Origin of the sequence: Pedobacter sp. KACC 23697 (assembly GCF_045348445.1) — a bacterium.
In the GTDB taxonomy this organism is placed as follows: Bacteria; Bacteroidota; Bacteroidia; order Sphingobacteriales; family Sphingobacteriaceae; genus Pedobacter.
The window spans coordinates 4095183-4110547 of sequence record NZ_CP157485.1 but is presented as its reverse complement, the minus strand read 5'-3'; the positions used below and the strand labels follow the sequence as shown (position 1 = coordinate 4110547).

Genomic DNA, 15365 nt, shown 5'->3' with positions numbered 1-15365 from the left:
ATACCCAAACCTTAGGATTAAATGTATAATTGACATTTATGTATTTCAAATGTTACTCAAGGCAAATAAACCTTTATGAAGGTCTGCCGTCTCTATGTTATAAACCAAAGTAACCGAATGAAACAAATTTTTACGCTCCTACTTATTTTATCATCTTTTTACGTGTATGCCCAGAAAACGGGTTCTGTTAGCGGAAGGGTTATTCAGTCAACAGATAAAAAACCAATTGACTATGCTTCTTTGGCGCTCAAAAATCTGTCAGATTCGAGTACGGTAGGTGCGGTAAATACCTCGGAAGATGGGAAGTTTGTTTTTAAGAATTTAAAGCCAGGAAAATACAGATTATATGCCGCTTATTTGGGTTTAAAGAATGCCACTAAAGATTTTACCATTACGGCTGATCAGGCAGATGTAACCCTGGCAGATATTGTTTTGGAAGGGGGAGCAATTGATCTTCAAACAGTAGATATTAAAGCAGAAATTCCGCCAATTATAGTAAAAAAGGATACCCTTGAGTTTAATGCGAGCTCATTTAAAGTGGTAGAGAATGCTGTAGTAGAAGATTTATTAAAGAAATTACCTGGTGTAGAGGTGGATAAGGCCGGTACAGTTAAAGCCCAGGGCGAAACGATTACCAAAGTTAGGGTAGATGGTAAAGAGTTTTTTGGGAACGATCCCTTGCTGGCCACTAAAAACCTCCCTGCCGATATGATCGATAAAATCCAGATTATTGATGAACTTTCCGATCAGGCACAGTTTACCGGGATTGATGATGGCTCTAGAACTAAAATCATAAATATCACCACCAAGAAAGAGAAGAAAAACGGCTATTTCGGGAACAGTACAGGCGGTTATGGTTCTAACGACCGCTATGATGTGAATGCAAATATCAACCATTTTAATCAGGATAAGCGATTGAGTGTAGTCGCTCAGTTTAATAATGTGAACAGGCAAAATTTTGGCGGTGGCCTGGGCGGTGGTAATGGGGGGCGTAGCGGTATTACCGATACCAAAGCCGGTGGGGTTAACTTTTCGGATGTGTATGCCGATCAAACTGAAATTAATTTCAGTTATTTCGTTAACAAATCTGATAACCTGATTTTAAGAAACAGTGTTACCCAGAATCTTTTGGGTGATGTAACCACCGTTTTTAATAATAGCCAGACCAATACTTCCAATCGTTTAAACCACCGTTTAAACTTTATGGTCGATACCAAACTAGATTCGCTCACTTCGTTGCGCATCCAGCCGAATTTAAGTTATACCAATAATGAAAGCCAAAACAGCAGTATTTATACCCGCGATTTCGGTACCTATAATACCAGCGGTTCTCAGCGGTTAACCAACCATAACACATCGCCCGCTATCAGTAACAATATGCTATTACGCAAAAAGTTTATACGTCGCGGAAGAACATTGTCGCTGAACTTTAACACCAACATTAACAATAACGACGCAGATAATTATAATTACAATCCCGAAACGCGCGAAAAAGATAATGTTAAAACAGAAAAGATAATCAACCAACTCAATGATCAGGAAAGCGAATCTATCAGTCAGAATACCAGGCTGGTTTATACAGAGCCGTTAAATAAAACACTTAGCCTGGAATTTAATTATCAGAACGGCTATAACCACAATACCTCTGAGCGTTTTACCTACGATTTTAACCCAGTTACGCTAAATTATGATTTACTGAATGATTCATTGAGTAACGTTTACGAAAATACCATTTTAACCAATGCCGCTGGTTTCAGTTTTAATAAAACGGCAAAGAAATACATCTGGAATGTGGGGATGGCCGTTCAGAACACCGATCGTAAAAACGATAACATTTCCCGGGGATTCATATTAAAACAGAATGTATTTAACTATACACCATCTGCCATGTTCAGGTATAATTTTAGCAATAGCAAACGTTTGGTATTCAATTATCGCGGCAGTACCAACCAGCCCACTATACAGCAGTTACAGCCTATTCCGAACAACACCAATACACAAAGTATCCCATTGGGAAATCCTGATTTAAGGCCCGAATTCAACAATAACTTGCGCATTGCCTACAACACGTTTACGCCTGGCAAAAACAGATCTTTATTTGTAAATGTAAACCTCACCCAAACATCCAACAAAATTGCCAATAGCAGCAGCTTGATCGAAAGTGGGGTTAACCAGGGTAAATTTGCTGTGCTGCCCGTAAATGTAAATGGTGTTTATGCCGGGGCATTATCCTCCTCACTAAGTTTGCCCATCATGGCAGAAAATAAGCTTAATTTCCACATCAACATCAGTGGTAACTACAACCGGGATGTAAACTTTACCAATACCTTAAAAAACATCACCAATAGCTGGTCCATTAACAACGGTTATCGTTTGGTTTCCAATTTGGATAAACTCGATTTAACTGCTGGTGTAAATGGCTCAATAAATAGGGCTACCTATTCCGTTCAATCCGGTTCCAACACACGTTATTATACTTTTAGTCCAAATATCAGTGTCAGCTATATGTTTCCGGGCGATATCCGATGGTCAGTAGATGCAGATTATAATCAGAATACGGGCAGGGGAGAGGATTTCGATACCCACTTTACTTTGGTAAATTCGTACATAAGCAAACAATTTTTTAAAAACCGTGGTACTTTTAAAGCTGCAGTAAATGATTTACTGAACGAGAACCAGGGTGTAAGCCGTACGGCCAATAATAACACTATACGTGATGAAAGTTATAACGTATTGCGGCGTTATTTCATGTTTTCATTTACCTATTCCTTAAATCGGATGGGCGGTAAAAACATGATTAGAGAAGGCGGTGATGGAGGCAGAGGCCGTGCTAATAACGGTGGCGATGGTTTTGGCGGAGGCAGACAACGAAATTAGATCATTTTTCGGTAAAAGCTGGATAATTTATATCATACACCGGGATATCTTATTTGGAATAAATCTAAAGAAAGGTTAACTTGCGCCAAATTTAGCACATGAAGCTGTCGCACCTAAAAGTAGGAGAAAAGGGAACAATTGTAGCTTTTACAGATTTAGATATGTCTGTAAAGTTAATGGAAATGGGCTGCTTACCGGGCGAGGTAGTAGAAGTAGAACGTTTCGCCCCTCTGGGCGATCCTATGGCGATCCGTGTAGCTGGATATCAGCTTTGCTTGCGTAAAAGCGAAGCCGATGTTATTATTATTCAATAAAAAAGCTGGGTTTGGATATTAAAGTTGCATTAGTTGGTAATCCCAATACAGGTAAATCTACTTTATTTAATCGTTTAACAGGGTTAAATCAAAAAATCGGAAACTTTCCAGGCATCACTGTGGATAAGAAAACGGGTTTTACAAAACTCGCAGACGATAAAGAAGCAGAGATCATCGATTTACCCGGAACATATAGCTTATATCCGAAAAGTGCTGATGAAAGCATCGTTTTTCAGGTGCTTGCCGATAAAAAAAACAACAGCCATCCTGATGTTATTGTACTCATTGCTGATGCTACGAATCTAAAGCGAAACATGCTTTTATATTCTCAGGTGGCAGATTTAGGAATTCCGATCATTTTGGCGCTTAATATGATCGATCTTTCTACCAAGCAGGGGATTGAGATTAACCTGAATAAACTGTCTGAAAAATTGGGGATCCAGGTGGTTTCTATTTCAGCAAGAAATAACATCGGAATCGATAAACTGAAACAGGCCATTGCCAATACCAATAAAATTGCTACCCAGTATCAGGATATAGATGTGAACTTTCTGGCTCCGGAAGCGATTAATGCCATAAAAACCAAGCTTAATTCCGAGAACGATTATTATGCGCTGCAGGTATTGCATCAACACGAGCATTTAACCTTCTTTACCGAAAAAGAACAGGAAGAAATTGAAGGGATTGAACAATCTCACCATTTCGAATCTGCTAAAATTCAGGCAGCAGAAACCATTGCCAGATATAAACATCTCAGCACTATATTGTCTGATGTGGTTATTGATCAAGCGACAGAAAAGAAATTTTCTTTCAGTGATAAATTAGATGCTGTTTTAACGCATAAGGTTTGGGGATTTGCTATTTTCTTGCTGATCCTCTTTGTAATTTTCAATGCGATATTTGCCTGGTCATCCTATCCGATGGAGTGGATTGAGACTGGTTTTGGTTTGATAACCAGCATTGGACATGAATATTTACCGGCAGGTATGCTTACCGATTTGTTATTGGATGGTGTAATTGCAGGTTTAGGCGGTATTTTTGTTTTTATACCGCAGATTGCGATTCTTTTTGCATTTATATCCATCTTGGAAGATACTGGGTATATGGCCCGTGTCACCTTTATGATGGATAAAGTAATGAGTAAAGTTGGACTTAACGGTAAATCAGTAGTGCCCATGATCGGTGGTTTAGCCTGTGCTGTTCCATCTATCATGGCGGCAAGAAATATTGAAAACTGGAAGGATAGAATGATTACCATTATGGTTACACCGTTGGTAAGCTGCTCGGCAAGACTCCCGGTATATATTTTAATCATTTCCTTAATTATCCCTTCACGGACCGTGCTGGGTATTTTTAACCTGCAAGGCTTAGCGCTAATGGTGATGTACCTGGTGGGTATTATTGCTGCGGTGCTGGTAGCATGGGTGATGAAATTTATTATCAAAACGAAAGAAAGATCGTATTTCATCATGGAATTGCCGGTTTACCGTATGCCAAGGTGGAAAAATGTGTTCTATACCATGTACGAGAAATCGAAAACCTTTGTGTTTGAGGCTGGTAAAGTAATTATCGCCATTTCCATCATCCTTTGGGTAATGGCTTCTTTCGGACCTGGAAACCGCTTTGAAAGCATTGATAAAAAATATGAAACGGCATTGGCCGATACTTCAAAAAATACAGATCACCTAAAAACCCTGGTCGCTACCGAGAAGTTGGAAAACTCTTATGTGGGTATTCTTGGTCATGCGATTGAACCTGTCATCCGTCCTTTGGGTTACGATTGGAAGATTGGTATTGGTTTAATTACCTCTTTTGCTGCCCGTGAGGCCTTTGTAGGCACCATGGCAACCATTTATAGTGTTGATGGTGGTGATGAAGATACCTCAACTATACGGGCGCGTATGTCGGCTTCGGTTAATAACCGTACGGGTTTGCCTGTTTACACTTTTGCTACAGGTATTTCATTGATGCTTTTTTATGCTTTTGCCATGCAATGTATGAGTACAGTTGCTATTGTTTACCGGGAAACCAAAGGTTGGAAATGGCCCGTAATTCAATTGGCTTATATGACCGCTATGGCTTATGTTGCCGCACTGGTTGCTTATCAGCTGCTGAAATAAATAAGTCCGTCATTTCGAGCGGCGTGCAACGCAGTCAAGAAGTCTGAAAGATAAATTTCTCTCCAGGAAATTTAAGACTGCGCTATAGTAGAATGTATAACTTTATATAGCAACGTAATTTTGGTACTTGTCTACCTTAATGTAGTCGAAGGCTCCTTGTAAATATGATTATTAAGATTAGGAGAGCAATGCTTATATAGTTATTTGAGTTTGCTTTTCGTTTTCCGTTTTACTTTGCCTGCGGCTTCGTGTTCACTCCATCCGATAGTTACAGGATCGGGTCTAGGTAGTCCATCAGGTGGAGCTATTTTTTGGCTGGGTACTTAGCTGCACCAATCTCTGTTTCTAAACCCGGTAGCAGCGGCAGCCCCCGATTGTAATTCGGGGCTATAGCGGATAACGGGGCTGCTGTTCCCGAAATCCTGCTGAACGTTCATTTTCAAATAAAATCGCTAAAGGTTTTTATCATATCATACATATCCCGTCATCCAAACTCAGGTGTGATTATACGGATGATGGCTTTCACCTCTAATCTCTCCGCTTTAGTCTTTCCGCTTACCCCAGTTCAATCTGCCGCTTAATGCTTTCTTCCAGTGATATTAAAGTTTCTGTACGTTGTATGCCGTTTACGGCCTGTATTTCTTCATTTAACACATGGCGTAAATGATTGGTGTCTCTGCATATAATTTTGGCAAACATGCTGTAGGCGCCGGTAGTATAATGTAATTCTACCACTTCTTTAATTTTGCTCAATTGCGCAACCGCATCCTTATACTGTATTCCTTTTTCAAGGTAGATACCTAGAAAGGCGCAAATATCATATCCGGCCTTTTGTGGATCTATGATGAGATGAGAGCCCTTAATGATGCCCATTTCCTGCAGTTTCTTCATCCTAACGTGTATTGTTCCGCCAGAAACAATCAGATCTTTAGCGATTTCTGTATAAGGTTTCGTGGCATCCTGCATCAATTGCTTTAATATATCGATATCGAGGTTGTCAATTTCTAAATTGGAATTGTCTTTTTTAAGCATATTTTTGAATTATGATAAGCGAATTTAGTAAAATTTATCAATATTATAAAAATAAAATTAAATGTTTAAAATATTTGCAAGGTATTGGTTGTTCCTTTACATTTGTATCAAGCAATTAACAAAAAGGAAATGTTCTTTCAAAATTGCAAACATAATGTAGGGTGGTGAAACAGGCAGACACACCTCCTTGTCTCGGTGGCGGAGAATAATGGGAATATACCGGTTTTCGGTACTAACCACTCCTTGAAGGTTCGATTCCTTCCCCTACAGCCAGTTCAGTTGGCAATTTACAGTTAGCAGTTTAAAACTGAAAATTGGAAATTGAAAACTGTTAACTTTTGAAATGTTGGGTGGTGAAATTGGCAGACACGCCTCCTTGTCTCGGTGGTGGGGAATAATGGGACAAACGCAGTTTATTGGGTTGACCACAAATTAATTTTTTGAACTGTAGCTAACTACCCCTTGAAGGTTCGACTCCTTCCCCAACAGCATTTTTTATGAATAATAAGTTAGTTAATCGAGCAATCCTGGATAGGTTGCTCTTTTTTTATAACTTCCGGTTGTTTCTTGGCGTTCATCATGGCAATATTTCCAGAAGCAACTTAAAAAGCGGATGCTATTTAACAGGCCGCTTAATTGCTTATTATTTATATCTGTAATTAATCAGATAAATCATGCGTGCTATTTGTTTTTCTAAATCACTCATTTTTCGGATTACCTCTATTCTTCATATAAATAGTGTGTAAAAAGAAAAAGATCAGAAAAGCTGGAAAGATATCGATTGTTTTCATGTAATACAGGCTCAGTTTTTATCATATTTAAAGTTTTTCAAGATGCACATTTATCAGAGTTCAGTACTTACGAATTTAAGTTTTTTCATATCCATCATATATTTGTGATATATTGTTATCTTACCCCTCAAATTTTTTCGTTTATGCCTGTGATCAAGAAACGCATTTCAATTAAAGATATCGCTAAACAATTAAATATCTCCATTACCACGGTGTCTTTTGTGATTAATGGAAAGGCAAGGGAAAAGAATATTAGCGAATCGCTTACTAAAAAGGTTTTAGACCTTGTGGCTGAATTAAATTATCAGCCTAATGCCCTCGCCACAAGTTTAAGAACAGGTAAAACAAAAATAATAGGTTTCTTGGTGGATGATATTTCTGAGCCTTTTTTTGCCGGCATAGCACGGCGGATTGATGAAATTGCTTCTAGCCTTGGCTATAAAATCCTTTTTAGCAGTACCCGAAACGATACTGAAAAAGCAATAGAACTGCTGCAGATTTTTAAAGACAGGCATGTTGATGGTTATATTATGGCCCTACCTGAGGGACTGGAGGAAGAAGTCAAAAAATTGATTCAGACTGATGCTCCGGTAGTACTGTTTGATCGGTATGTACAGGATGTTAAAACAGATTATGTCATTATCGATAATCATAACAGTTGTTATGAAGCCACTGAGCATCTGATTAAAAATAATTATAAAAATATAGGTTTTGTAAGCATTGATACTGTTCAGCAACAAATGGTTGACCGACTGGCTGGCTACGAAAATGCTGTCGGAAAATATAACTTGCCAGCAATTGTAAAGAAGATTAAATATGTAAACTCTGCAGCATCAATTGAGGAAATGATCGAGTTTTTTAAGGCAAATAAGCAGCTTGATGCGGTAGTTTTTGCCGCTAACTATATTTGTTTGGATGGATTAAGAACTTTTAGAAAATTAGGTGTCAAAATTCACCAAGACATTGCTGTTGTTTCTTTTGATGATTTCGAAATACTCGAATTTTGTGAGCCCCCGGTTACGGCTATAGCACAGCCTCTTGAGTCTATTGCAGAAAATGTGATGAAGATTTTATTGAAAAAGCTGAAAAAAGCTGGAAAGTCTATCGAAAATACACAGGTATCATTACCTACAGTCCTAAACATCAGGGGTTCAAGTGCAAAGAAATAAGGCACAAAAAAGGGAATAGATGTAAATCCGTTCCCGATCTGTTTGCAATTTATACAGGTTAAACTGTCATTACATCTTTTTCTTTAGCTTCGGCATGTTTATCAACTTTGATGATATAAGCATCGGTTAATTTTTGCACTTCGCCTTCACCTGTTTTAATTTCGTCGTCAGAAACGCCTTCGCCCTTTAATTTTTGAATTTTGGTATTGGCGTCTTTACGGATGTTACGAACGGTAATGCGGCCTCTTTCGGCTTCTTCTTTCACTTTTCTCACCAAGTCTTTTCTGCGTTCTTCTGTTAAGGGCGGTACAACCAGGCGGATTACAATACCATCATTTTGTGGGTTGATACCAATATTAGCCACCTGAATAGCTTTTTCTATTGGGGTTAAAAGTGATTTCTCCCAAGGTTGGATAACAATGGTTCTGGCATCAGGCGTATTGATACTGGCTACCTGTGATAATGCTGTAGCTGCGCCATAATAATCAACGAAAATACCATCCAACATTCCAGCCGATGCTTTACCAGCCCTGATTTTAGTTAATTCAGATTCACAATGATCGATAGCTCTCTCCATTGCAGATTGAGCATCCATTAATTGTAATTGTATGAGGTCGTTCATAATTGTGTGTATTTCTACAAAAATAATAATTTTTATTCCTTATTTAACCAAAGTTCCAATAGGTTCGCCACTAGCGATTTTCATGAAATTGCCATGTTTGTTCATATCAAACACAATAATCGGCAATTGGTTTTCTTCGCAAAGGGTAAAGGCTGTCATGTCCATTACATTAAGGCCTTTATCGTACACTTCTCTAAAAGAAATTTCCTCGTATTTAGTGGCCAATGGATCTTTTTCAGGATCAGCCGTATATATTCCATCAACACGCGTTCCTTTTAGCACAACATCAGCTTTGATTTCTATAGCACGTAAAGCTGCAGCAGAATCAGTTGTGAAATACGGGTTTCCGGTTCCTGCACCAAAAATAACCACGCGGCCTTTTTCTAAATGTCGAACAGCTCTTCTGCGGATAAATGGCTCACAGATCTGCTCCATTTTAATGGCGGTAAGTAAGCGGGTTTTAATGCCAACTTTTTCTAAAGCATCTTGCAAGGCCATAGAGTTGATGACCGTGGCCAACATGCCCATGTAATCGGCCTGTGCCCTGTCCATCCCGCTTTTTTCGGCACTCAGACCTCTAAAAATATTTCCTCCTCCAATTACGATTGCGATTTCTAAACCTTTATCGTGTACGGCTTTAATATCTTCAGCGTATTGCTTAACGCGTTCATTATCAATACCATACTGTTTTTCGCCCATTAGTGATTCTCCACTAAGCTTAAGTAGGATGCGTTTATATTTCATGGCCCCAAAAATATTAACAATTTTTTAATACCTGGCTATGGTTTTTAATAATTGATGTAAATATTTAAATAGAAATACTGATTTTAAGAAAAAGGAGCAATGTGTAGAAATATTGCTCCTATCGTTATCGTATTTTAATTTATCACCGAATACAATGAAAATCCCTTTATTAGTTAAAGATATAACGGACTCCGAATTGTGCCTGCCATCTTGAGATCTGATCGGTTATGTTTTTATAGGTGGTACTATATGGTACCAGGTTGGCTTTATCCTGATAAGGGAAGGAATAAGTAGGTTTCCCTGTTGTAGCATCAACACCTTTAAAGGCTAGTAATACTGCGGTATTGTAAGTTGATAATGGAATATTTGGTGTCTGATATAAGCCCCAATCACTATTCAACATATTGCCAAGGTTGATGATATCAAGTGTAAACTGCAGCGTATTTCTTTTCCCTTTCTGGCCAACGAAGAAATCCTGTGCAACGTGCAGATCGGCTCTTTTAAAGTACGACATGATTGCGCCGTTTCTCTTAGCAAATTCGCCTCTGTGTTTGCTTAAATAACTATCCTGACTGATGTAAGCATTTAGCTGATTCCAAGTCTGGGCTGAAGTGCGTGTATCGCCAGCGAAATCAGGAACCAGGATGATGTCGCCCTGACTTTTCGGGATATAAACCAGATCGTTTGCGCCACCGTCGTTATTGATATCGCCAGATGAAACGTAACTGAATGCGCCGTTATTTGCCGATTCGAAAATTAAGCCAATTGTAGTAGCTGCATGTTTAAAATACTCTTTTTTATAGCTTAAGGAAGCGATAATCCTGTTTGGCTGAATAAAATTAGTATTGGCTAAAACATCTGAATTGGCATCACCCGCAATTGCCCTTTGCGACCAGATTGAACTTGCAGTAGAGCCACCATCATTTACAGATTTAGACTGACTATAAGTATAGGCTACACTTGCATTAAATCCATTAAAAAAAGCTTTTTGCAACTGCCCTGTGATGAAATAGGAATAGCCTTTTTTGGTATTTTGCATATAAATAAAGGGCGATATGGATGGATTTGCTGCTGTATTACCCGTTTGTGTAGATTTTGCAGTATAACGCTGTTGTCCTTCAATACCTGGAAGGGTAATTAAACCAGTTGAATTGTTAGGCAATGCTGCATTCGAAAAATTAACTGCATTTATATCTTTTGTGTATGAAGCTTCTAAAGTAGCAATAATACCCATGGGTAACTTCTGATCAACTGCTACGTTCGTTCTCCAGATTTGAGGGTATTTAAAATCCTTTGATGTGGCATCTACTTCATATGACGTATTAGCATTTACAGTGCCTGGAGCAGGACGGTTGGCATTTACGTTGGGATTAAAAATCAAACGTGGATCGCCAGCTGTTGAAACGGTACTTGAGCTAAACAATGTTCCGGTGTTAGAAGCCTGGTTAGAGATCCATACATAAGGTACCTGACCGGTAAAAATTCCTGTACCTCCGCGTAACTGTGTGGTTTTATCACCAAAAACATCATAGTTGAAGCCTACGCGTGGCGAGAATAATAATTTTTTGTTCGGGAATTTGGAGATATCTACCTGCAAACCATTCTGGAAGGTTAAAGCCGCTAAATTTGGATTAGGATCCAGTTTTGTAGGGAAATAGGTATAATCAGCCCTGATACCGTAAGTTAATTTAAAATTATCGCTTACCTGATATTTATCCTGTGCATATAAACTTAAATTGTACGATGACATTTTAGCGAAAGGAAATGATCCATCTGCCAATGCAGAATTACGGTATGAATAACTTACAGCCGGCGCATTATTCATAAAATCGTCAGCAGTTTTAAAATAATACAGACCGTTGTAATTCGGAGCAAAGCCGTTTAAAAATTTATTTAGCTGGTTACTCGTACCAATGGTAATTTCGTGTTTACCGGCGTAAATGGAGAAATCGTCAGAAAACTGATAGATATCAGAGTTTAACAGGTTGTTTGCCGTAAAAACCTCATAACCGAAACTGGTTAAAATACCACCGTTTCCATTACCAATATCAACCATTGGCAATTCAGCGCCATTTGAAGCCCGAAAATCCCTCAAGGCAGAATAACCCAATGTTAATTTGTTCGACATGCTGTTCCCAATCCGGGTGTTTAGCTCTACTATGCCAATATTAAAGTTATTGTTAATCGTATAACTCGACCCGAAGTAAGGCATGGAGGTTGAAGATGGCGAACGGCTACCATTTAAACCTGCCGGGATGCCCGATCCACTGGCCACAACCTGTCTGTTCGACTTTAAATAGAAATACTTGGCGCTTAAAGTATTATTGGCATTGATGTTCCAGTCTATCTTTGCTGTTATTTTGTCGCTCTGCGTTTTGTAGGGATAATTTTCGTACGGACCTGTAGCATAATTGTATTTGCTCATTAAATAGTTTGATAGTTTATCTAATGTAGCCGCGTCTGCAGCTGAAACATTGGCACCAGATATACCCGGTCTGGATGCTACGAATGATGTTGCAGGTGTACTGATCCTTTCCTGTTCACCGGATACAAAAAAGAATAATTTATCTTTAATAATCGGTCCCCCAATATTCAAACCACGTTGGTTATAATCAAAATCTACTACTGGTATTTTAGTAACGCCAGCAGAATAACCTGTTAAATTAGTACCTCTGGTGTAGTAATAGGCAGAACCTTTAAAATTGTTGGTTCCTGATTTTACTATAGTATTGATCCCAGCCCCGGTAAAAGATCCCTGACGCACATCGTAAGGAGCAATATCTACCTGGATCTGCTCAATCGCGTCCAGGGAAATCGGTTGTGAGTTAGCCTGACCGCCTAAACTGCCTGATAAGCCAAATGAATTGTTAAATAAGGCGCCATCAACTGTTAAGTTGTTATAAGAACCACTTCTTCCGCCAAAACTTAAGCCACCAACTGTCGTAGAATTTGCCGAAGGCGTTAATTTGGTAAAATCTGATAGTGAACGACTAATTGTCGGTAAATTATCAATCTGCTGTCGGGTAATGGTTTCTCTGGCTCCGGTTCTGGATGAATTGATCACTTTATCCTGAGTTCCTTTTACCGTAACATCGGCTAAGTTTTGCGATGTTTCGGTTAATGTGGCATCAACCCTTAAATCTTCTCCAATGGTTGTATTTAGGTTTTCTTTAACCAACTCATTGTACCCAATATAGCTTATCTTGACAGTATATGGCCCGCCTACGCGTACGTTTGGTAAGTTGTACCGGCCATCTGCCCGGGTTAGGGTTGCGTATTTAGTGCCCGATGGAATGTGCACCGCAGTAACCGTTGCGCCTGGTATTACCCCTTTTTGATCTTTAACTGTACCAATAAATGATGCCGTTGTAACCCCCTGGGCGAAGCCATTAACGGTTATGGCAAACACAACAGTTATTAATAATATAATTCTTTTCATCAGTCTTTTTTTGACAAAAATACACTGACATATTGCTGCTTATGTTTTGTTTATATTAATTAATTGTTAGGCGCCTACCTTGTTCAGGGAAGATTAATTTTAAGCCTTTTGTATTCCCTGAAATCAATTGTTGTTTTACTTTTTCTGCAGATTGAAGTGGCGGTTTGGTATGCGTTACAATAAACGAAACTTTCTTAAATGCTTTTTCATTGGTTAAAGCTTCAATTTTAGACAGTTCACTGAAGAAAAGCCTCGGTGTAAGATGCCCAAACAACTGTTTGTCGGGCTGTTCATTCGGGAAAGACACCTCCAGGAATATGGCCTTTAACTTACCGGAATTAATTAAAGGAGCTATTGTTTGCCATAATTTACGGAGTTTATCCGAATGCTCAATTTCATCGGCACCGGTATCTCCCAGATAAAGTACATTGCTATCATCATGGCTGATGAGAAAAGCAGTACTTTTATAAGGATTACCATGGCTCAGTTCAAAAGCTTTTACTTCCATTTCTGTGCCTTCCAGGTGATAGGTATTACCTTCTGTCAGTGGGAAATAAGTATACTTTTTTAACTGAGGTTTTTCACCCTCATTGGCAAAATTTGCCCAGGCATCCCAGGTAAAATATTTATCTCTTAAAATGCTAAGTACGGAAGGGATACCATAGATGTTTTTTGCAGTATCTGCGGGCGAATTGATTATTAAACCTGCTACATGATCTAAATGTGCATGTGAAATCAAATAGCCTTTAATCTGTTTGCGTTGAATTTCTTCACTTATTCCTTTAAGCGATTTATGATCAATTGCCTTTTGGATGCCGGCATTTATGGTACCTGCATCAAGACAGATATATTTAGTGCTGCCTTGGGGTGCGATCATGTAAGAGGATAGATTACTCTCATCATCGCCTCCCTTCACGCCGAGTGGTATGATGGTAAAAGCTTTATTTGGTTGCTGTCCCCAGGAATTAACGGCATAAAATGGTAAGAACAACAGAATAGACAATATTTTTTTGAACATGGTAAATGAATTATATCGTTTCACCTTTAAATATAACCTCTTTTAAATTTAAGTGATCATCCATGATCAATAGGTTTGCCTGTTGCCCGGTTTCTATGCTGGTGCTCAGGTTTTCAATGCCGATTAATCTGGCGGGATACAAGGTTCCCATTTTTATCGCTTCATTTAAACTGATATCGCAATGTAATACACAGTTTTTAACAGCTTCTAACATCGTAAGCGACGAACCTGATAGTGTGCCGTCGGGCATGACAAATTTGTTTCCTTTTTTTATATGTTGATAAGGTCCTGTTGAACATGTCGTTACGGCATCGGTAATAAGAAATAAACGTTCTTTTAATATTTTCTTGGCAAATTTAATCACTTCAAAATCTACATGCTGCCCATCGGCGATAATACTGGCTACAGCCTTATTATGACTAAAAACTGCAGTTGGTATTCCAGGCTCGCGATGATGGATTGGGCTCATGGCATTAAAAAGGTGGGTAGTGGTTTGGATGCCTTTATTATAAGCGACCGTAGCTTCTTCGAAAGTCGCATTGCTATGCCCAAGCGAAACCACCACGCCATTATCTAACAGGTATTGAATTACTTCTTCATCCTGTAACTCTGGGGCAATGGTTATCATTTTAATCACACCATCTCCAAAATCAATTAGTTTTTTAATCTCATCAAGCGAAGCCCTTCTTACAAATGCAGGTACATGCGCGCCTAAACGTTTTGGATTCAAAAACGGGCCTTCCAGGTGTAGTCCGAGGCAATTTTTTGCACTTGATCGATGTGCTTTAGCGGCCTTGATGCACTCATCAAAAACTTCTGGTGAATTTGTTGCCATACAAGCTAAAAAGCCTGTAGTCCCTTTTTTGAGCAGGTCGTCTTCCATGATGGTTAATGACTCGATAGTTGGATCGGCAGAGAATAACCTGTCGCCTGCACCATAAATCTGTAAGTCTATAAAACCGGGTATAACCAGCTTAGACACATTTTCTTTAATGTTACTTTCGCTAATGCCTGAAATGCGCACACCATCAATTGCGATGTCATGGTTTTTTATTAAGATGTTGTCCTGAAAATAGGATGCATTGTGGATTACTTTAGGCATATTAAAATGTTTGAGTAGATTTAGCGATACATTCAAAGTTAAATATTGTAACCGTATAAAGAGGCTATCATTCAGCTGATATTTCCAAAATGATAATTGCTACCGGAATGATGTTCATTACCCGGATTTACAAGGCA

General features: G+C 38.8%; 10 protein-coding genes and 2 tRNA genes. 6 read left to right on the top strand and 6 right to left on the bottom strand.

Features of this window, described 5'->3' with window-relative positions:
• Positions 1-117 precede the first annotated feature (117 nt).
• The 3 genes from ABEG20_RS16530 to feoB all read left to right on the top strand — a co-directional run bounded on the left by ABEG20_RS16530 (position 118) and on the right by feoB (position 5311).
• Positions 118-2877, top strand: coding sequence for an outer membrane beta-barrel protein (locus tag ABEG20_RS16530; protein ID WP_406824368.1), 2760 nt, complete (start codon positions 118-120; stop codon positions 2875-2877).
• 98 nt (positions 2878-2975) lie between these two features.
• Positions 2976-3191, top strand: coding sequence for a FeoA family protein (locus tag ABEG20_RS16525; protein ID WP_055913318.1), 216 nt, complete (start codon positions 2976-2978; stop codon positions 3189-3191).
• Between the two features lie 5 nt (positions 3192-3196).
• Positions 3197-5311, top strand: a complete 2115-nt coding sequence (feoB, locus tag ABEG20_RS16520) for a ferrous iron transport protein B (RefSeq protein WP_406827400.1) — start codon at positions 3197-3199, stop codon at positions 5309-5311.
• Positions 5312-5866: 555 nt separating this feature from the next.
• Here feoB and ABEG20_RS16515 read toward each other — a convergent pair.
• Positions 5867-6343: an Lrp/AsnC ligand binding domain-containing protein gene (locus ABEG20_RS16515; protein WP_025145395.1), complete on the bottom strand. Its 477-nt coding sequence runs from the start codon at positions 6341-6343 to the stop codon at positions 5867-5869.
• Between the two features lie 155 nt (positions 6344-6498).
• Here ABEG20_RS16515 and ABEG20_RS16510 point away from each other — a divergent pair.
• From ABEG20_RS16510 to ABEG20_RS16500, 3 genes are all read left to right on the top strand, one after another.
• A tRNA-Asp gene (locus ABEG20_RS16510) sits at positions 6499-6616 on the top strand.
• A 71-nt stretch (positions 6617-6687) separates the two neighbouring features.
• Positions 6688-6832 (top strand) — tRNA-Asp (locus ABEG20_RS16505).
• Between the two features lie 445 nt (positions 6833-7277).
• Positions 7278-8303: a LacI family DNA-binding transcriptional regulator gene (locus ABEG20_RS16500; protein WP_406824367.1), complete on the top strand. Its 1026-nt coding sequence runs from the start codon at positions 7278-7280 to the stop codon at positions 8301-8303.
• A gap of 58 nt (positions 8304-8361) precedes the next feature.
• Here the strand turns inward: ABEG20_RS16500 and frr are convergent, their stop codons facing one another.
• The 5 genes from frr to nagA form a co-directional block, all read right to left on the bottom strand.
• A complete protein-coding gene (gene frr, locus ABEG20_RS16495; RefSeq protein WP_205057738.1) occupies positions 8362-8925 on the bottom strand; it encodes a ribosome recycling factor in 564 nt (187 codons plus the stop codon).
• Positions 8926-8964: 39 nt separating this feature from the next.
• Entirely contained in the window at positions 8965-9669 is a 705-nt protein-coding gene (gene pyrH, locus ABEG20_RS16490; protein WP_335320882.1) for a UMP kinase, read from the bottom strand.
• A 169-nt stretch (positions 9670-9838) separates the two neighbouring features.
• On the bottom strand, positions 9839-13108 hold the full coding sequence (locus ABEG20_RS16485; RefSeq protein ID WP_406824366.1) for a carboxypeptidase regulatory-like domain-containing protein: 3270 nt from the start codon (positions 13106-13108) through the stop codon (positions 9839-9841).
• A 55-nt stretch (positions 13109-13163) separates the two neighbouring features.
• Positions 13164-14126 (bottom strand): MBL fold metallo-hydrolase, encoded by a 963-nt coding sequence (locus ABEG20_RS16480; RefSeq protein WP_406824365.1) that lies wholly within the window; start codon positions 14124-14126, stop codon positions 13164-13166.
• A 10-nt stretch (positions 14127-14136) separates the two neighbouring features.
• The gene (gene nagA, locus ABEG20_RS16475; protein ID WP_406824364.1) at positions 14137-15228 is read right to left on the bottom strand and encodes an N-acetylglucosamine-6-phosphate deacetylase; all 1092 of its coding nucleotides are present in this window, start codon (positions 15226-15228) and stop codon (positions 14137-14139) included.
• Positions 15229-15365: the final 137 nt, after the last annotated feature.